The organism is uncultured Castellaniella sp., from assembly GCF_937988725.1.
Classification (GTDB): Bacteria; Pseudomonadota; Gammaproteobacteria; order Burkholderiales; family Burkholderiaceae_B; genus Castellaniella.
Genome location: NZ_CALKHS010000010.1, coordinates 494,689 through 511,918, shown reverse-complemented (window position 1 = coordinate 511,918; position 17,230 = coordinate 494,689). Strand labels below are relative to the sequence as shown.

Here is a 17,230-nt window from a genome sequence, read left to right as displayed (position 1 = left end):
CATGAGAATCCTAACCGAGATCGGCGAAATCAGCATTCACGCGGGCCGTGATGTGCTGTTGCGCCCGTCGCTGGCGGCCATCGCCAGCCTGGGCGAACCTGCCGAAATCGTGGAGACGTTCGCGCGCGTGATGGCCGGCGACTTCATGGACAGCCTGGCTGTCGTGTTCGCCTGCGCAGATGAAGATGTGTCGGACCTGTTCGGCTTCTACGAAGCACGGGACGATGCGATCTGCTACATCCCCGGCACCGCGCCGGCCGCCCATGTCATCCCCCTGGCCCAGTCGTTGATGCGCCATGGTGTGGTGGGCGTTGCCAAGCCGCTGCCGCGCCGCGCTGATATCGAGCAGGAATACATGACCGAGTTCGACGCCCGCGAGCATGCTGCCCTGGCCATGGCCCACCTGGGCCTGACCGAGCGCGAGGCGTGGCACATGACGATGACCGGCCTTGTCGCAGCACTTCGGGCGAAGTTCCCGCCGTCATCCAAGGACACGCCGGGCGCGCGGGCACCGACGAAGGATGAGCACGAAGCCACCATGGAGTGGTTCGAGCGAGTTGAGGCGGCCCGCCGGGCCAAGCAAGGGGCGCACTGATGGCAGACGGAACCAACGTCGGCGCGATCTACTACGAGGTCGAGGCCGACACATCCAAGCTACTTGACAGCGTTGCGCCCGTCGATAAGTCGCTGGACGGTCTGAACAAGACGTTCAGCAGGACCGACAAAGCCGCGAATCAGGCGCAATTCCAGATGACGAAGACGGCGGTTGCCGTCAAGAACATGGGTGCAGAATCGACGGCCGCCACGCGCAATGTGTCGGGGCTGTATGGCGCGCTGGCCGGCCTGGTGTCGCTGCGCGCCGCCCAAGGCCTGATCGAGATGGCAGACGCCTATGGCGAGATGGCTGAGCGCATTGCGATGGCCACGTCCAGCCAGGCCGAGTACGAGCACGTCCAGCAGCGCTTGCTGGCGACGGCGAACGGCACATATCGCAGCCTGTCTGAGGCCCAAGAACTGTACGTCCTGACGGCCAGCACGCTCAAAAGCCTGGGTTACGACACTGATCAGTCCATGGATATCGTGGATAGTCTGTCGTACGCCTTTGTGAAGAACGCGACCGCGGCGGATCGGGCGTCTACCACCATTGACGCTGTCACCAAGGCGCTGAACAAAGGCAAGGTCGAGGCCGACGGCTGGCAATCGATCCTGGCGGCTGTGCCGACCATCGTCGATGACTTGGCGGCGTCCACCGGTCGCAGCACGGCTGAGATTCTGGCGCTGGGCGCCCAGGGCAAGATCACGGGCCGCGAGTTGTCCGAATCTCTGCGCAAGTCGCTCGACGACAACAAGCAGGCGGCCGACGACATGGCGACCACCGTAAAGGACGCCTTCAACAACCTGAAAAACAATCTGTCGGTCTTCGTGGGTGAGGCGAATCGCTCAAGCGGCGCCACACAGTTGCTGTCTGCCGCCCTGGTCGGCCTGGGCAACAATATCGAAACGGTCGTCAATTTGCTGGTTGTGGCTGGCGCCGGCGCGATGGCGCGCTATATCGCCCAACTCGGGGCGTCGGCTATCGCCAGCGGCCGGGCCATGCTGGCCGCCCGCGCGCAGGCCGCCGAGGAGTTGCGGCTGGCGCAGGCCCATATGGCTGCCACCCAGGCGGCGCTGGCCCAGGCCACGGCCACCAGCGGACTGACGGCAGCGCACGGTCGGGCCGCTGCTGCTGCAACCGCACACGCCGCTGCGGTTACCCGGATGCAAGCCGCGCAGGCCGCTGTGGTTACCGTGGGGTCGCGTCTGTTGGGACTGCTGGGTGGACCTGTGGGCATCATCGCGCTGCTGGCGTCTGCTGCAGCATCGGTCGTGACGTTTGGCAGCGACTCGAAGTCGGCGTCCGGCAAAGTGGACGGCCTGGCCGGATCCGTGGATGGCCTGACCGCATCGCTCAAGCAGTTAAGCAATGCCGGCCTGTCGTCGGCCGCCGCCAATATTCAGGAGCGCATCGGGGAGTCCGCTCGCCTGGCCGTCGAGGCCCAGGACAAGCTGAAGGACCTGCAGGCCCAGCTTGCGAAAGAAGCGCCCGGATCTGCTGCGGCTGCACAGATCACCGCCCAGATGTCGAGCTGGGGCACGATATACGGCGAAGCCCAGAAAAACCTGGACAAGCTGCATGACCGCGCCAAGGAGATCAATGATCTGCAAGGCCGGCGCACTGCGGCCGCGTCTGGGCCGACTGCGCAAGCCGATCCGGAGCTCGAAAAGAACCTGAAGGCGATGCGCGAGCAGCTTGAACTGTCCAAGCTGACCGGCGCAGCCCGCGCGCGACTGCAGGCCATCCAGAAGTTGGGAGCGAATGCGACGGCGGAGGAAAGGGCGGAAGCCGAGCGTCTGGCGACCCAGATCTACGAGCTTGAGAACGCGCATAAGGCCGACGTCAAAACAACCAAGGAATCGGTCGCCGCACACAAGGAAGATGCGAAGGTCATCGGCGAGTTGGCTACCGAGCTGCTGGGCGCCAGCGAAGCATCCCGCGAAATGGCTCAGGCCAAGGCCGCTGCGCAGCTGTCGAAGTTCGCCACGCCGGAGGAAGTGGCCCAGGTCAAGGAGTTGGCCGGCGCGTTGTTCGATCTGAAGCAGGCTCAGGCCGACCAGAAGTTGATCAACCAGGCGGACCCCATCAAGGGCGAGACGGCGAAGTATGAGGAGCAGCTGGCCGCGTACCAGGACATGCTGGCGCGCAAGGTCATCAGCGACCAGGAATACTACGAATACGCCGGCGCGCTGGCCCAGCAGCATGAAGCGACGATGCTTGCCCTGCAGGAAGAACGTTTCCGCAACGAGTCCGTTTGGAACGAAACCATGATGAGCGGCCTGGACGCATTGGGGCAGGCCGGGGCAAATGTGTTTTCTGGGATCTTGTCTGGCACGGCATCGGCCGTTGACGCGGCGCGAGGTCTGGCCAACACCATCCTGGGCCAGGTCGTGCAGTCGTTCATTCAAATGGGCATTGCGCAAGTCAAAGCCTGGGTGATGGGGAAAGCCGCACAAACGGCGGCGGGCGCCGCGTATGCAGCATCAGTGAGCGGGCAGGTCGCCGCCACGACCGCGCTGGCCGCTCAGGCTGCCTTTGCGTCCACTGCTGCAATTCCAATCGTTGGCCCGGCGCTGGCCCCTGCTGTTGCAGCCACTGCCGCCGCCGCCGCCGGTGCCTTGGGTGCGCCAGCCATTGCCGCAGCCGCAACCGTGGGCGTGGCCGGCCGCCAATACGGCGGCCCTGTCGCCCCCGGAGGTATGTATCGGGTGAACGAAAACGGTGATCCCGAGGTCCTGAACATGGCCAATGGCCGCCAGTACATGATCCCGAACCAGCGCGGCGAGGTCGTCAGCAACAAGGACGCGACGAAGGCCGGGGGCGGCGGACACATCACCGTGAACCTGATCGAAGACGCATCCAGGGGCGGCCAGGTGCAGCAGGACGACGCTGGCGATGAGGACCGCATCGTGAATGTGTTTGTTGCCAGCATCCGGGGCGGCGGCGCGGCGGCCGGCGCCATTGAATCGACTTATGGCGTCCAGAGGCGCGGGCGATGATTACGACCGATATCGACTATCCCGAAGGCCTGCCTAATCCGCTGCGCTCGAATCATGGTGTCCGGCATGCTCAACCGTTCACACGCACCGGCATGGCCACGGGCCGCGCGCGTCAGCGGCGATCTTTCACGAGCGTTCCCAGCATCCAGCAATTCATGTGGCTGTTTGCCGAGAACGAGGCGGCGGCCTTTGAAATCTGGTTCAAGGAAAGCATCCAGGACGGCGCCGACTGGTTCAATATCCGGCGCCTGACGCCGCTGGGCATGTCCACTCTGGTGTGCCGGTTCGCTGAGATGTACCAGGGGCCGGACCTCGTGGGCCGCAATCACTGGCAGGTCACGGCATCGCTTGAAGTCTACGAACGCCCGCTCATGCCCCCGGGCTGGGGCCTGCTGCCGGACTACATCATCGGCGCCAGCATTTTCGACATCGCCATGAATCGGCAATGGCCGGAGGATCAGCCATGACTGTCCTGTCCGTGGTGTATGCCAGCGCACCGACCGACGAGGTGATCATCGGGTCCCTAGAGGTCCTGGTGCCGGGTTTGGAGCCGCTGCGCGTGGCTGCCGATTTCGAGGATCATCTGTTGGGCGTCGATGGCGTGATGCAGCTGTTTGAACAGGGGCCTCTGTCGGTTGCGCTGCCGTCTAAGGACACGAAGGGCAATCAGACGTTGCGCTTCGGTGTTTCGGGCGTATCCGGCCGCGCCCAGCGGTACGTCGACGCCGCCCTGGAATCGGGCGAGTCGGCGACGATGATCTACCGCGAATACCTGTCCAGCGACCCCACGACGCCGGCGCGGCGACCCGTCGTGCTGACGATTGTGGGCGGCAGCTTCGAGGGCCCCGACGCGGTATTCGAGGGCGCCTACTATGACCTGCTGAATGCGGCCTGGCCGCGCGAGCGGTACACGTCCGAGACGGCGCCGGGGATCCGCTACCTATGACTCTGGATGATCTGTTGCAGACCCGCTATGTGAGGGGTGGGCGCGGGCCTACGGATGTCGATTGTTGGGGGCTGGTGCGGATGGCCAGGGTAGGGCTGTTCGACAAACCCCTGCTGCCGGCCTTCGCGGATATCTCCCCGGCGGACAAAAAAGGCCTCACGGCGGCATGCCTGACTGTGCGCGACGACGGCGGATTCCGCGAGGTGTCAGTACGTCCCGGCGCGATCGCCACGGCCTGGACTGGGCGTCTGTGTGTGCATGTGGGCATCGTGATTGCAGCCGATGGGCGGCCCTGGGTCCTAGAGACCGACGAAGGCACAGGGCCCGCCCTGACGCGGCCAGCTACCTTCGAAAAGCGCTTTGCGCGAGTGATCTACTATGACGATTGATGTCTATCCGTCTCTACTTGAAGGCGAGCCGATCGAGCGCCACGAGTGGGCCGGTACGCTGGGCGCCTGGTTCGACAAGCACGGCATCGAGTGGCGCGGCCTGGATGCGCAGCCGGTCCTGGCGTCGGTCAATGGTGCCGCCCTGCCGGCGGATGCGTGGGATTCCCGCGTCCTGGCCGTATCCGACCAGGTGGAAATCCGTGTGGTTCCCGGCGGCGGCATCTTCAAAGCCATCGGCAGCATTTTCAATTTCCTCTTCGGCTGGCTGATGCCCGGCGGCGCTGATGCCGGTAGTTACAGCACGCCGCAGGGTCGCCAGTTGGAAGCTTCGCAGGCCAAAGCCAACGCTGCGAAACTGGGTGATGCCGTGCCGGAACTGGCGGGCCGCTTCAAACGGTTCCCGGAATACCTGACGCCGCCGCGCCGATTCTTCGTCAACAAACGCGAACAGTGGCTGCAGTTCCACGCCTGCGTTGGCCCCGGGCGCTACGCGATCCTGGCGTCCGATGTGAAAGTTGGCGACACGCCGTTCTCCGCCCTGGGCGCTGATGGTTCGTATCAGTTCTACGTGCCCGGGGCCGATCTGTCCGCGCAGACGACCGCTGAACACTGGCACACGGCCGAAGAGGTTGGCGGCACATCCAGCGGTACAGCTGGCCTGGAACTATCCACGGAATTCGCAAACCGAAACAATACGGACCCTCCTGCGTACACGCTCACGGCGTCCAGCATCACTCGGTCGTCTGGAGTGTTCCCGTCGGGGTGGGGCGCGGGCACGCAGGTGTACGTGGAGTATCCGCGACTCTACACGATCACGACTCAGCAGGAAGTCAAGAATCCGGGCCCGCCCATCGAGTATCAGAACGTCAGCGAGTTCGATGGTTATTTCGGGCACTTGGGCACCTTGACGGTCGGCATGTCGGTGCGGATCGGCACCCGTGCATCCGGGGCTGTTTACACGGTTCGGTCCGTCGTGGGCAGCAAGGTGCGATTTTCCAATGCTGCCGGTGACCCCGTTGTGGTAACGCCAGGCCCGAATCAAGCCGTGATTTTCGGCGCTGATATTGTGCGCACCATCGGCTCAGTAGCCAGTGAGACGTCGATCACGCTGTCGCCGGGCGGCTTTCAGAGCAGCGCGGAATCCAATGTGCGCGTCGCATTTGCCGGCGGCACGGTCTACGGCGAATGGACCAGCGAGTTTATAGCGACCCCCGGCAATGAGCTGACGACGGTGCTGGAGGCCGACTTCTTTTTTCCCCGGGGTCTGGCGCGAATCAACGACGAAAACGGGTCCTTGGTTAGCCTGTCCGCCGCCGTGGAAATCCAGTATCGAGATGCCCGAGGAGGGCCGTCCACGACCGTGCGGAGAACGTACACCGAGGCGACCGTCGATCAGATCGGTTTCACCGAACGTCTGACGGTGCCTCAGATGCGCCCGGCCGTGCGTGTGAGGCGTGTCGGCGCCGGGGGCACGCAGACGACGATCCAGGACACGATCCACTGGTACGGCCTGAAAGCCCGCATCGGCGGCGCGCCCACGCGGTATCCGAACTGGACCACGATGGCGGTCAAGCTACGCTCAGGCGGGCGGCTGGCGGCACGGTCGGAAAATCAGATCAACGTCGTGGCCACGCGCATGCTGCCCACGCTGCAACCAGACGGCACCTGGGGCCCGGAGGTCGCAACCAGCGACATTTCGGCGTTCGTGCGCTACATCGCGCTCTCCATCGGCTACACCGATGACAACCTGGACATGATCGAACTGCGGCGGCTGCATGCGATCTGGACGGCGCGGGGCGAGACTGCCGATCACGTTTTCGATCTGACGACGGTGAAGGAGGCCCTCGGCCTGGTCCTGCGCGCCGGCATGTCGGAAATGACAATTTCGGACGGCCAGATCCGCGCGGTGCGTGATGACGCGCGCACGCAGTTCGAGCAGGCCTACAGCCCGCAGAACATGACAAAGCCACTGCAGCGTCAGTTCAAAGCCCATCGTCATGATGACCCGGACGGCGTGGAAGTCGAATACACGGACAGCGAAACGTGGACGAAGCAGACCGTGATCTGTTCGCTGCCCGGCAGTCAGCGGCTGAAGCTGGAAAAGCTGAAACTGGACGGGGTGACAGACCGCACCCGAGCGTGGCGCATCGGCATGCGTAAGGTCAGGGCGACGAAATACCGGTTGTGGGATTACAGCTTCCAGACGGAGATGGACGCGCTCAACAGCGAGTATCTGTCCTACGTGCCGCTGTTCGATGACGTCCCAGGCTACGGCCAGTCCGCGATCCTGGAAGGCATTGAGTCGGCTGCCGGTGGCGCACTGCTGCACATCAGTGAACCGCTGCGCTGGGATGAGGGCGCGGCGCACGTCGTGGCCTACCGGTGCCCTGACGGCACCATCGCGGGGCCGTGGGCCGCAACGCCTGGCCCAGACGAATACAGCCTGATCGCTGACATCCCGCAGCCCTGGCCCGCCGTCACGCTCAAGCACGAGCCGCCGCACGTGTATTTCGGCGCGACAGAACAGTGGTGCTTCCCGGCGCTGATCACAGAAATAAAGCCGTCCGGCACCGAGAAAGTCAGTGTGTCGGCGGTCAATTACGACGTGCGCGTCTACGCCGATGACAACAACGCGCCGACCGAATAACCACCCTTCAATCCACTACCAGGCCGCCTTCGGGTGGCTTTTTTATTGGGCAACACAATGACGACATTCAAAACCGGCAATCCCGTTGGCTCGGCCGCAGCTAAAGATCTGTACGACAACGCGGAGAATCTGGATACCTTCGTCAACGACCGGACAAAGCGATCGGCCCCCGACCGCCTGGGCGTCGAGCGCAAGACTTGGCACGGCATGGAGCAGGACTTCCAAGACTTCCTGATCAACTCCGGTTATCAGGACATCGGAGATTACGCCGCTGGCCTGGAGATCACGGCGCGCAATCAGGTCTTTTGGAAGGATGGTGAGCTGTACCGCGCCGGGGCCGCATTGGACCTGCCGTACACGACGACGGGCGACTGGCTGGCCGAAGGGGGGCTATTCGTGGCCGTTGGGGATCAGGTGCTGCGGCAGGATCTCGCGGGAAGCGCGGGGGCTGGCATGGTTGGCTACCAGTCTTCGGTGCCCGGCTCTGCGTCGGCAACGGCAGCGGATGCCCTCAACAACCAGCCGATCTCTCTGGCTACTCTGGGTGTCAAGGGGGATGGGTCCGATGAAACGGCCGCCATCACCGCGATACTCCAATACGCTGCGGCTAACGGCATCAAGGTTGTCGACTACAGCGGAAAGACGTACCGGTACACATCCAATATCGATATCGCTGGCGACCTCACTCTCGAAGGCAATATTACTTTCCACGGGGATGCCGCAGGGTTTAGTGTGGCCGGGTCGATCGAGGAAATCGGGACCATTTCGGCGGCGGCATATCGCGGAAACGGCGCCATCACGGTGACGTCCGTCGCCGGAATTTCTCCGGGCGACCTGCTGGTTATTCAGAATACGACGAGCTCGTCGTTCTCTCCGTATCGAGCGAATTATTACGACGGGGAATATGTCCGGGTGCGATCGGTGTCAGGGCAGGTGATCTCCCTGCAGGAATCCCTTCGCAGTGGCTACGCGGCGGCGGCCACGAATAAGGTGTACAAGCTCAACACGGTCAAGGTTGACATTCGGGGCGTCTCCTTCACAGGAGGCGCCGTTGATACCTTGCGGATCGACTTTGCCAGGGATTCCGTCATCAGTCCGAAATACGTAGGGAATACTTTCCCCGGCGCGACCGGTCAGTCGGCACTCTCCATCCGGAACAGCTACAACTGTTCTGTTTCAAACGGCACCTTCCATCGCATCTATGATTCGGCTTCTGGCCTGAACTACGGAATTGTGATTGGAAACAGTGCATATATCAGTATTCAATCGGTGGAGTCTTTTGGTGGGCGGCACGCCGTGGCTGTCGGCGGCAATGCCAACCCAGGAGCCATCCCCAATCGTGGGATCTATGTAAAAGATTCGGTGCTGTCCAATGATCCTGCGTCCGCAGTTTATTGTGCCGACTTCCACGGCAACACGCTGAACAGTTTCTACGAAAACTGCGTGATCTACGGCGGCATCGGGCTAGCGGGCGAAAATATTTACGCCAAAGGCTGCACCATCTATTCCCACGCGGGCTCTGCGCGTTCACCATTGACGTACCACGAGCTGGTTGGTGGAGATTGTGCCTTTATGGATTGCAAGGTTTTCATGGGGCCTGGATCTACCGCCGCAAATATTCTAAACAACGCGGGAAGCGAGCTTCTGGCCCTGATCAGCCGGCCGTACAAAATCGTGGTGAGCAATCTCACGGCTGATATCAGTTCGGCTGTGACCACAGTCATCAATGCTGTTGAGGGCTCCGGGAAGCCGAATTCATGGCACTTGAACGACTTCAACCTCACGGGAGACTCCAGCGGACTGACGGGGCTGATTCGGTTTGCCAAGCTGGCCGCGGGGGTTAACCCCGTGCGGATGGAAATTACCGCCCCCCGGAGTCCCCTTTCCTCTTCGCTGTCTCTGGTGCCGCTTTCTGGCACGACCCTTTCCGGAACTATTTGTACGATGCCGGAGTTCACGGTGGGTGCAGACGTCACTATTCCGGTCGGAGCCACGGTCTCCACTCAAGGCGGGCCTCTGGGTAACGGCACGATCGTCAATGACTATCCTGATTTCCCCGCCGTGCCCCAATTGTTCCTGAGTTCGGCAGGCGAAAGCAGCACAGGCCCTGGCTTTGCTTTCCCCGTCATTGATCGTGCTGCTACTGTCGTATCCTGCGTGGCGCGGATGGTCACCGGCACCGGCGGAACCACAGCGACTATTGCAAAAACATACCGACTGTCCGTCACCGCAACGATGCGCAACTACCTCATCCCATGAGGATTTAATTCGCCTCTCTCTATCTGCGGGCGGGTCCAAGTGAGGTCTTCATGAGCCGAGCAGCTCAAAGACCTTTTCCGATCCTGCATAGCTTATGTGCACAGGGTCGCGATAAATAGGGACGCCATCAATGATGGTGTTGCAAATACTATTGGAGCAGATCGCATCCTGGAGATAGATGATCTTGAAGCCGTATTTCTTCTGAAGGGCGGTCAAAACAGCGTTGAGGGTCTTCGTGTTTTTGGCATGTTGACTCATGCTGAAGGTACAGTTTTCTTGATCACCGACGAAGATCCGCCCTTTAATTTTCTTCTCCATGCAGTTCAGCAGCTCAGCGTTAATCTGGGGCGGCGGGAAGACCACTGTCACATCTATGTGGTGATCCATCAGCGCTCTCAGAATCAGATCGAAGTCATCCGTGAATTTCCTTCGGCTTGCTGGTTCGATGACGAAACTGTCGCCCTTCTGTGAGAGCATCTTTAGCGTGCCACCCGTGTACCCGGCATAGTTTGCAGCCAATATGACCTTCTTGATGCTGTCGCTCTTCTTGAGGTAGCCAAGAACGTCGTTGTTGAATTGGATGCAGTTGCGCGATGTTTCGCCTGCGTTCTTATAGGTAGGGATGTATGCTGAGGTGCCAATAAATGGCGCGCACGCGGAGTTCGTTGCTTGCAGCAGATCCACGCCCTTGGACTTCTTTAGTCCTTCCACAATCTGCATAGCGAACGAATCCCCCCACACCACAGTGTCTGGGCTCTCGCTTGTCCTGCAGGCTGGTTTGTCCGAGAAACGAACGTTGCAGGATCCGCTTAAGCCGTAGTTCACCCGCCGTAGGTAGGTAAATCCAGATTCGCTTTTGTTGTGAAGCTCAACTGAAAGCTGGGTGCCAGCGATCAAGATTCCGATAGAAACCAGAGAAAATGCCAACTTGCCTAGGCTGATCTTTCCGGCCCGGAAGGGCTCCTCCACGTTTCTGTACATTAGGTAAGCCAGAGCAACTGCGAGGCCGACTGTAAATATGCGCGCGTTGATCGGAATTGCGTGTATGAACGCATTATTCATAAACACGATGAGCGGCCAGTGCACCAGGTATAGCGAGTAGGAAATGTTGCCGATGAACACCAAGCCGGTCTTGGGCGCGATCCGCTCAAAGGTGGCGCTGCGGCCGACGAGGATGGCGACGGTCGCCAGGCAAACGATGGCCGCATCCACTCCAGGGTGGGGGTATCCGGTGCTTGCGAATGGGACGATTGCCAAGGCGGCAAACGCCGGCAGCAACATCGCACGGGCGCAGCGGATCATGGTCTGGTTGGCCGCAAACAGCGCGCCCATGGCGCCGATCAATAGCTCCCAGGCACGAGTCGGGAGCAGATAGAACGCTGTTGAAGGGTCGTCGACAGTAATGATCGCGCAGGCGACCAGGCTGGTGGCTGCCAGAGCGGGGAGTACATAGCGCCAAGCTTTGGCTGGGGTGAGGGCCAGGATGGCCGGGAACAGGATGTAGAACTGCTCTTCGATGGCCAGCGACCACATGTGCAGCAGAGGTTTCGAGGCGGCGGCCACGTCGAAGTACCCAACCTGATCCCACAGTACGAAATTGATCGAGAAGGTGAGCGCGCCAACTATCTGGCTTGTCACGTTGTCGGCCTCAACCGAGTTGAGGAAATAGGCGGACCCTATGGCGGTCAAGAGGATTGTGAGGTACGCGGCCGGCAGCAGACGCTTGGCTCTGCGCAGGTAGAAATCCTTGAAAGAGAAGGTTCCCGCGGCGATCTGCTTGCTGATGATTCCTGTGATCAAGAAGCCGGAGATCACGAAGAATATATCTACCCCGAGGTAGCCGTTTTTGAACCAAGTGGCGCCGATATGATCAAGCACCACCAAGGCGACCGCGATGCCGCGCAGCGCCTGTATGTCTGATCTAAATTTTGTCATTCCCTATTTCTTAGTCTCTTAGCAACGCCCGATTCTATACCGATCGACATTGGCTCCCGTCGTGAATGGGAGTGTTCGTCCAACAACCCTGCCCGCCCAGCGCGGGCATTTTTTCGTCCAAAGGAACGATATGTCTGAGCCGCTATCCCCGGACACCCGGGCAATCATCAACGCCCTGCGCGAGACAAAGGGCGACGTGGAGCGGCAGATCGCAGTGATGCTTCGTGCCCAGCAGCAGCTGCAGGCCGATGTGACGGCTCTGCGGGAGGGGTTCCCGGACGGTGACCCAGAAAGCCACCGTCGTTACCACGAGTCCGTCATGGAGTGGCGAGAGCTGCGAAATCGAATGATCCGTGAAGCCCTGATCAAAGCTGCCCAGGCCGGCGCGGTCGGCGGGCTGGGGTGGGTCGCATACGCCGTTTGGACGGCATTCAAGATGGAGGTGATGAGGTGAAGCTGATCGATGAGTGGCGGCAATGCCACCGGTTTTGGTCTGTGCGCCTGCAAGTAGCAGGCGTTTTTCTTTTGGGCGTAATGCAGGAGTTTCCCGATGTCGTTTCCCAAGTCTGGCTCGTTCTCCCTTCTGATCTCCGTTCTGAGATCCCTGACACAGCTGTTTCGTGGCTCGGATACGCCTGCCTCGGCGCCGGCATCATCGCCCGGATCGTCCGGCAAGATCGGCTCCACTGAGGCGGCGCCGATCACGATGAGTCCTCAGGGGCTGCGGGTGCTTCAGCATTTCGAGTCCTGCAGGCTGCGAGCGTACTGGGACGCCACGGGCCGTTGCTGGACCATCGGCTGGGGCGACACCGGGCCTGATGTCTATGAGGGCCTGGTGATCGACCAGGGCGAAGCGGATGCACGCCTCGAACGCCGGCTGGCGTTGGAATTCGTGCCGGGCGTGCTGGCCGCTATCACGCGCAGCATGACCAAGGGTCAACTCGATGCCTTGGTCGACCTGGCCTACAACATTGGTGTGACGGCGTTCCAGGGCTCGACGCTGGTCCGAAAGTTCAACGCGGGCGACACACGGGGCGCTGCCGACGAGTTCCTGCGCTGGGATCGATCTGGTGGTCAGGTGCTGCTGGGCCTGCGCCGGCGGCGCGCTGCTGATCGTGCGCTGTTCTTGGGCGCGGGCGGGGCCGAGGCTATCAAGATCGGAGAGGCTGTCTCATGATGCGTGCCGCCATGTACCGAATCTTTGTGCTGCTGGTCTTGCTGATCTCGCCCGTGCTGTTTCCCGCGCTGCTGGTGCTGCTGCGCGTCCTGGACGGCAAGTGGACGGATGGTGGCCTGGCTGAGCTGTACCGCGAGACGTGGAAACAGTTCTGGCGGGGCTATCCATGATCACGGGCTTTGTTGCCAACATCTGGGGCCGCGTGTGGCCCTACATCGCCGCCGCCGGCGCTGCGATCGTCGCGGCGCTGGCCATCTGGCGGTCTGGCAAATCTGCAGGCAAGCGTGATGCCCGCATTGATCAACTGGAGGCCGACGCATCGGCCAGGGAGAAAGCCCGTGAAGCTGCTGCTGAAATCGATCGTCTGGATGATGATGCTGTCCGTGATCGCGCTCGCCAGCGGATGCGCGACGTCGGCCGGCGGTAGCTATTGCCAGGTGGTGCAGCGGCCGTTCGAGTGGCGGTCGGACGCTGAGATCGATGCCACGCCCGCTAGGCCGCTGCGGTGGATCGAGGCCGAGGCCGCTACCTGGAAGAAGGTGTGTGGGTGATGAGGGAGGGACGTAAGGGCAGGTAGGGTAGAGGTCTATACACAATTCGATATGACTGTTGTATAAAGTTGCAACAGAAAATCGTGATAGGTGTGGGAATGGCCAAGAAGCAAGTATCGATAACGTTCTACGATGTCTCCCAATGTGGGTTCTACAAGTGGGGCGCCAAAACCCCAGTCCTTGGTGGGCTTGTTCAGGCTTTACAAGAGCTGAAGGACTGGTCGGATGGGAAAGCGATACCGCTGACGAAGCTAAAACAATCAAGACGCGATGATGATGTGATGCCGGTCTACCTGCGAGGTGTTGATCGGCTGGGGGATGACTGGACTGTCGCTACATGGAACGAGGTGCCTGCAGGAGAAGGGGGCGTGGCATCAATTTCTGAACGGTCGATAGTAGGCGGGAAGCAACAGGTTTTTGCCAATGAATTTGAAAAAAATAGCATTCCGGGGTTTGCTACGTATTTTTGGTTTGTTCCCAGCGCGAACGTCGTTGCAACCCTTAGAATGGAAGGCTCTGTAGCGGCGAAGGAGCCAATGAGGGGTTATGTAGAGGCATTCATTGAAACGCGCAGCAGCTTTGTGGTGGAGGATGCCGACGGGACAATAGTTGGGTACCGTGATCCTGCGTGTGCCGAAAGCAAACCGCTCAAGTTATATCCAAAATTTCGATTGAGCCCATACGTTAAGCCTGGTGCACTTGCAAGGATTCGTGCCGCACGAGATCAAATTGTGAAGGTTATTCGAGTTGGCCATTTGGAGTTAACTAATCCCGTTGATGCGGCCGCCTTTGGCGGGGTGCTTGCATTTTTTCGTGGGGCGAATAGAAAGCGCCAAATAACTCGCGATCGACAGCTCCGTGTCGAGCTGGAGCTAACGCCTACTGAACGTGAGTTGGAAAAAATGATAAAGGAGGAGCTCGGAGCAAAGCGCCGGTCTTCATGGGAGGATCTAGGATTCGCCCTGAAAGGAGAGACCAGTAAGGTGCTCTGGGTGAGCAAGTCCATGGCCCGAGATATTTTTGAGATGGATCTCCGAGTGGACGAAGCCGGGGTGGTTGATCTAGCTAGTCTTAAGGAAGAACTTGCCAAAAGACGCAAACATATTCTTCGGATTTTGCAGAATGAATAGGGTCCGGCTTGCTTTTTTCGCAGTTATTGGGGGTATTGCTGTAGTCTCAGTTGCTGCCGGATATATGCTTGGCCAGAACGTCCAATTCTCTGATCAGTGGCCTCTATATGAGGCTCTGAGGAGCACATCCGCCATAATATTTGCGGTGGTCGGCGCATGGCTGGCAATTATTTATCCTGAGAAACTGCGCATGTCTCTTCGGGAAGGAAAGGGAGAAGAGGGCGAAGATACTCCAAATTTCAAACTACTGCTCACGCCAGCGGTAAGTTCTGCGGTCATTCTTATTATTGTGTTGGCGGTGGGTGTTGCTGCTCCATTATTAAAACAAGTACGATTTGTACTTGACCATCTTGGAATGCTTCGTGGAATATCTTTTTCCCTCTTGGTTTTTTTGACGGTTTGGCAAATGGTGATTGTAGTAGTCGCCATTCTTCCAGTGGATTTCTTACTGGCTGCCGAAGCCGACACTAAAGCCTCTCGCGAGATTGATGAGCAGGTCCGTGGGTTCAGGCAGAGACTAAAAGGTGATAAGCCCAATCATTAATGCTGTACGGCACAAGTAGCGTAACTCAGCCTCTCCACCCGCACCTCAAACCAAGCCTCCGTCTCCCCCATGGCCTGGAGCGCATCGCCCCGGGCCCGCCAAGCAGCGGCAAGCCACCGCTTGGCCAGCACGATATCCCCGGGCGCCATCTCGTTCTCTGCAGTGTCTTCAGCCGTTGCCCAGGCCCGATAGGCCTCAAGCGTCTGCTCGGGTCCGCCGAGAACCCGTTCCAGCGTCCGGCGAAATCGTTGTTCCGCGTCCTGCCGTGCCTGTGCGGGCAGATCGGCGGGTGCGTCTTGAAGGGTGATCGTGTACATGATGATGGCTCCCAAATAGAACTGTATTTTTATACAGCTTTTGGCTGAGGGACAGCAAGCTGAAAAGAGGGCAAAAAGCTGTCCAAAACTCCAACCGCAGACACACAAAATCAAGGAGTTAGCGACCCCCTCGACCACCAAGCTATTGGACGTTTCGGCCCCCTGATTCCCTTATAAATCAAGCCGATACGCTGCTTTTCTGATCAATTGGTCGAGTACGTCATCGTGGTGGCCCTGGTCGCCGTGGCGGCGATTGCCGTCTACCAGCTGTTCGGCCAGGTCATCCGGGCGCAGACGGCCGCCATGGCGCGGGAAATCGCCGGCGAGGACGGCAGCGAGCAGTCCCGCATGGCCCAGTCCGCGGCGGAATCCGCCGCATCCCAGGCCGCCGCCAAGACCCTGAAATCCTTCACCGGCAACGCGGCGGCGGGTCAGTAGCATGGCCGGCCCTCATTCTCAACGCGGGCAGGTGCTGGTGCTGGGCATGCTGTTGGCCGCCGTGCTCGGCCTGGCGTGGCTGCGCTATTTCGCCACGGGGCAGGTGGTGGCGGCCAAGGCCCGGATGACGCACGGCCTGGATGCCGCTGCTTACAGCGGGGCGCTGGTGCAGGCCCGCACCTTGAATTTCCTGTCCTATCTGAACCGCGCCCAGTTGGCGCATCAACTGGCCATGGCGCATCTGCTGACGATGGGCGGCTGGGCGCATTACGGGGGCATGCAGGCCCGGCGCCTGACGCAGGGCAATCCGCCGGCCTATCTGATCGGCATGCTGTTCGGGGCGGAACACGGCCGGGCCTATCTGGCGGCGGCGGGCGCGGCCGGGCTGGCCGTCCAGGCGCAGCCGGGCGGGTCCCTGGCGCAGGCTTTCGCCGCCCATGAGTCCTTTGTCCATGACTATGCCCAGGATCTGTCCCAGGCCCTGGCGCGGGGCCTGCCGCAGGCGCGCCTGGACGCCATCCGTGCCGTGTTGACGGCCCACTATCCCGATCAGCCCCCGCAGTCCGTACAGCCCAGGGTGTCCGACGATGCCTGGCCCATGCTGCTGCGTGCGCATGCGCCCGATGCCGCTTTGTTCCAGCTGGTGCGGGGCATCGCCGGCCTGTACGCTTTCCTGGGGCCGCGCAATGCCACGGCGCAGAACGCATGGTCGGTGGATCCGCGCTGCCCCGGCCTGCGACACGAACTGCGCCGCCGGGGCGGCACCGAGCTCGATGCCTCGGGGCGCTGGCAGTCGGGGGATACGCAGTCCTTCCATGCCGTGCGCTCCAACCGCTGGGTGGGATGCTATTACCGTGAATATGCCATGGGCTGGGCCTGGATGCCGGCGCAGCCGGGGCAGGCCATCAGCGCGGACCATGCCGAGGACGCGCCGGCGGACTTCTCCGCGCAGGATTTCTGGCGCTGGGTGCGGGCCTCGACCTCATGGGACCTGCTGGGGCGGCAGGCCAATCCGCTGGCCGATTCCTATGCCATGCAGCAGCGCCGGCAGTGGCCTTCGCGCGGATTGGCCGGGTACCTGGACGTGGCCCCCGAGACAGGGTTCCAGGCCGTGGCCGGGTTCGTCGTGCACTTGACGTTGCCGGATGGCGCCGGCGCGCCGGTCCATGCCCGCAGCGCGGCGGAAACGCTGTTTTCCCGCCCCGGACCGAGGGCGGATGGCCGGGCTGAGGCAGCCAATCTGTTTCATCCTTATTGGCAGGCGCGGCTGGCCCGGCCCTTGCTGCCGCTTGCCGGAGACTGA

General features: G+C 61.1%; 17 protein-coding genes. 15 read left to right on the top strand and 2 right to left on the bottom strand.

Translation table 11 applies throughout. From position 1 onward, the window contains the following. The first annotated feature begins 1 nt into the window (after position 1). From Q0263_RS12800 to Q0263_RS12770, 7 genes are read left to right on the top strand one after another with little or no spacing between them, the layout of a single operon-like run. A complete protein-coding gene (locus Q0263_RS12800; RefSeq protein WP_298016676.1) occupies positions 2-595 on the top strand; it encodes a DUF6246 family protein in 594 nt (197 codons plus the stop codon). Beyond that, positions 595-3,594 (top strand): tape measure protein, encoded by a 3,000-nt coding sequence (locus tag Q0263_RS12795; RefSeq protein ID WP_298016673.1) that lies wholly within the window; start codon positions 595-597, stop codon positions 3,592-3,594. The genes Q0263_RS12800 and Q0263_RS12795 overlap by 1 nt, the downstream gene beginning before the upstream one ends. Next, entirely contained in the window at positions 3,591-4,061 is a 471-nt protein-coding gene (locus tag Q0263_RS12790; protein WP_298016671.1) for a hypothetical protein, read from the top strand. The genes Q0263_RS12795 and Q0263_RS12790 overlap by 4 nt, the downstream gene beginning before the upstream one ends. After that, positions 4,058-4,540, top strand: a complete 483-nt coding sequence (locus Q0263_RS12785) for a DUF1833 family protein (RefSeq protein WP_298016669.1) — start codon at positions 4,058-4,060, stop codon at positions 4,538-4,540. The genes Q0263_RS12790 and Q0263_RS12785 overlap by 4 nt, the downstream gene beginning before the upstream one ends. After that, entirely contained in the window at positions 4,537-4,929 is a 393-nt protein-coding gene (locus tag Q0263_RS12780) for a hypothetical protein (protein ID WP_298016667.1), read from the top strand. Before Q0263_RS12785 ends, Q0263_RS12780 begins: the two co-directional genes overlap by 4 nt. Further along, positions 4,919-7,576 carry a host specificity factor TipJ family phage tail protein gene (locus tag Q0263_RS12775; RefSeq protein ID WP_298016664.1) on the top strand — a complete coding sequence of 886 codons (2,658 nt, stop codon included), beginning with the start codon at positions 4,919-4,921 and terminating at the stop codon, positions 7,574-7,576. The genes Q0263_RS12780 and Q0263_RS12775 overlap by 11 nt, the downstream gene beginning before the upstream one ends. 57 nt (positions 7,577-7,633) lie before the next feature. After that, positions 7,634-9,835, top strand: coding sequence for a hypothetical protein (locus Q0263_RS12770; RefSeq protein WP_298016643.1), 2,202 nt, complete (start codon positions 7,634-7,636; stop codon positions 9,833-9,835). A gap of 48 nt (positions 9,836-9,883) precedes the next feature. Here the strand turns inward: Q0263_RS12770 and Q0263_RS12765 are convergent, their stop codons facing one another. Continuing rightward, positions 9,884-11,770, bottom strand: a complete 1,887-nt coding sequence (locus Q0263_RS12765; protein WP_298016640.1) for an acyltransferase family protein — start codon at positions 11,768-11,770, stop codon at positions 9,884-9,886. A gap of 130 nt (positions 11,771-11,900) precedes the next feature. Between Q0263_RS12765 and Q0263_RS12760 the strand changes: the two genes are divergently transcribed. The 6 genes from Q0263_RS12760 (at position 11,901) to Q0263_RS12735 (ending at position 15,172) form a co-directional block, all read left to right on the top strand. Next, positions 11,901-12,224: a hypothetical protein gene (locus Q0263_RS12760; protein WP_298016637.1), complete on the top strand. Its 324-nt coding sequence runs from the start codon at positions 11,901-11,903 to the stop codon at positions 12,222-12,224. Between the two features lie 96 nt (positions 12,225-12,320). Further along, positions 12,321-12,947, top strand: coding sequence for a lysozyme (locus tag Q0263_RS12755; RefSeq protein WP_298016634.1), 627 nt, complete (start codon positions 12,321-12,323; stop codon positions 12,945-12,947). Between the two features lie 11 nt (positions 12,948-12,958). Then, on the top strand, positions 12,959-13,117 hold the full coding sequence (locus Q0263_RS12750; protein WP_298016631.1) for a hypothetical protein: 159 nt from the start codon (positions 12,959-12,961) through the stop codon (positions 13,115-13,117). Continuing rightward, positions 13,114-13,374, top strand: coding sequence for a hypothetical protein (locus Q0263_RS12745; RefSeq protein ID WP_298016629.1), 261 nt, complete (start codon positions 13,114-13,116; stop codon positions 13,372-13,374). The genes Q0263_RS12750 and Q0263_RS12745 overlap by 4 nt, the downstream gene beginning before the upstream one ends. A gap of 222 nt (positions 13,375-13,596) precedes the next feature. Beyond that, positions 13,597-14,628 (top strand): hypothetical protein, encoded by a 1,032-nt coding sequence (locus tag Q0263_RS12740; protein ID WP_298016626.1) that lies wholly within the window; start codon positions 13,597-13,599, stop codon positions 14,626-14,628. Beyond that, entirely contained in the window at positions 14,621-15,172 is a 552-nt protein-coding gene (locus Q0263_RS12735; RefSeq protein WP_298016623.1) for a hypothetical protein, read from the top strand. Before Q0263_RS12740 ends, Q0263_RS12735 begins: the two co-directional genes overlap by 8 nt. Here Q0263_RS12735 and Q0263_RS12730 read toward each other — a convergent pair. Then, positions 15,169-15,489 (bottom strand): hypothetical protein, encoded by a 321-nt coding sequence (locus Q0263_RS12730; protein ID WP_298016620.1) that lies wholly within the window; start codon positions 15,487-15,489, stop codon positions 15,169-15,171. The two genes, Q0263_RS12735 and Q0263_RS12730, sit on opposite strands and share 4 nt — an antisense overlap. A 207-nt stretch (positions 15,490-15,696) precedes the next feature. Here Q0263_RS12730 and Q0263_RS12725 point away from each other — a divergent pair, with 207 nt between their 5' ends. Continuing rightward, on the top strand, positions 15,697-15,927 hold the full coding sequence (locus Q0263_RS12725) for a hypothetical protein (RefSeq protein ID WP_366140711.1): 231 nt from the start codon (positions 15,697-15,699) through the stop codon (positions 15,925-15,927). A gap of 1 nt (position 15,928) precedes the next feature. After that, positions 15,929-17,230, top strand: coding sequence for a hypothetical protein (locus Q0263_RS12720; protein ID WP_298016617.1), 1,302 nt, complete (start codon positions 15,929-15,931; stop codon positions 17,228-17,230).

Excerpts from the sequence above, each read along its gene's own strand:
- Q0263_RS12800 (WP_298016676.1), top strand. The coding sequence starts at position 2 with ATGAGAATCCTAACCGAGATCGGCGAAATCAGCATTCACGCGGGCCGT.
- Q0263_RS12795 (WP_298016673.1), top strand. The coding sequence starts at position 595 with ATGGCAGACGGAACCAACGTCGGCGCGATCTACTACGAGGTCGAGGCC.
- Q0263_RS12790 (WP_298016671.1), top strand. The coding sequence starts at position 3,591 with ATGATTACGACCGATATCGACTATCCCGAAGGCCTGCCTAATCCGCTG.
- Q0263_RS12785 (WP_298016669.1), top strand. The coding sequence starts at position 4,058 with ATGACTGTCCTGTCCGTGGTGTATGCCAGCGCACCGACCGACGAGGTG.
- Q0263_RS12780 (WP_298016667.1), top strand. The coding sequence starts at position 4,537 with ATGACTCTGGATGATCTGTTGCAGACCCGCTATGTGAGGGGTGGGCGC.
- Q0263_RS12775 (WP_298016664.1), top strand. The coding sequence starts at position 4,919 with ATGACGATTGATGTCTATCCGTCTCTACTTGAAGGCGAGCCGATCGAG.
- Q0263_RS12770 (WP_298016643.1), top strand. The coding sequence starts at position 7,634 with ATGACGACATTCAAAACCGGCAATCCCGTTGGCTCGGCCGCAGCTAAA.
- Q0263_RS12765 (WP_298016640.1), bottom strand. The coding sequence starts at position 11,770 with ATGACAAAATTTAGATCAGACATACAGGCGCTGCGCGGCATCGCGGTC.
- Q0263_RS12760 (WP_298016637.1), top strand. The coding sequence starts at position 11,901 with ATGTCTGAGCCGCTATCCCCGGACACCCGGGCAATCATCAACGCCCTG.
- Q0263_RS12755 (WP_298016634.1), top strand. The coding sequence starts at position 12,321 with ATGTCGTTTCCCAAGTCTGGCTCGTTCTCCCTTCTGATCTCCGTTCTG.
- Q0263_RS12750 (WP_298016631.1), top strand. The coding sequence starts at position 12,959 with ATGTACCGAATCTTTGTGCTGCTGGTCTTGCTGATCTCGCCCGTGCTG.
- Q0263_RS12745 (WP_298016629.1), top strand. The coding sequence starts at position 13,114 with ATGATCACGGGCTTTGTTGCCAACATCTGGGGCCGCGTGTGGCCCTAC.
- Q0263_RS12740 (WP_298016626.1), top strand. The coding sequence starts at position 13,597 with ATGGCCAAGAAGCAAGTATCGATAACGTTCTACGATGTCTCCCAATGT.
- Q0263_RS12735 (WP_298016623.1), top strand. The coding sequence starts at position 14,621 with ATGAATAGGGTCCGGCTTGCTTTTTTCGCAGTTATTGGGGGTATTGCT.
- Q0263_RS12730 (WP_298016620.1), bottom strand. The coding sequence starts at position 15,489 with ATGTACACGATCACCCTTCAAGACGCACCCGCCGATCTGCCCGCACAG.
- Q0263_RS12720 (WP_298016617.1), top strand. The coding sequence starts at position 15,929 with ATGGCCGGCCCTCATTCTCAACGCGGGCAGGTGCTGGTGCTGGGCATG.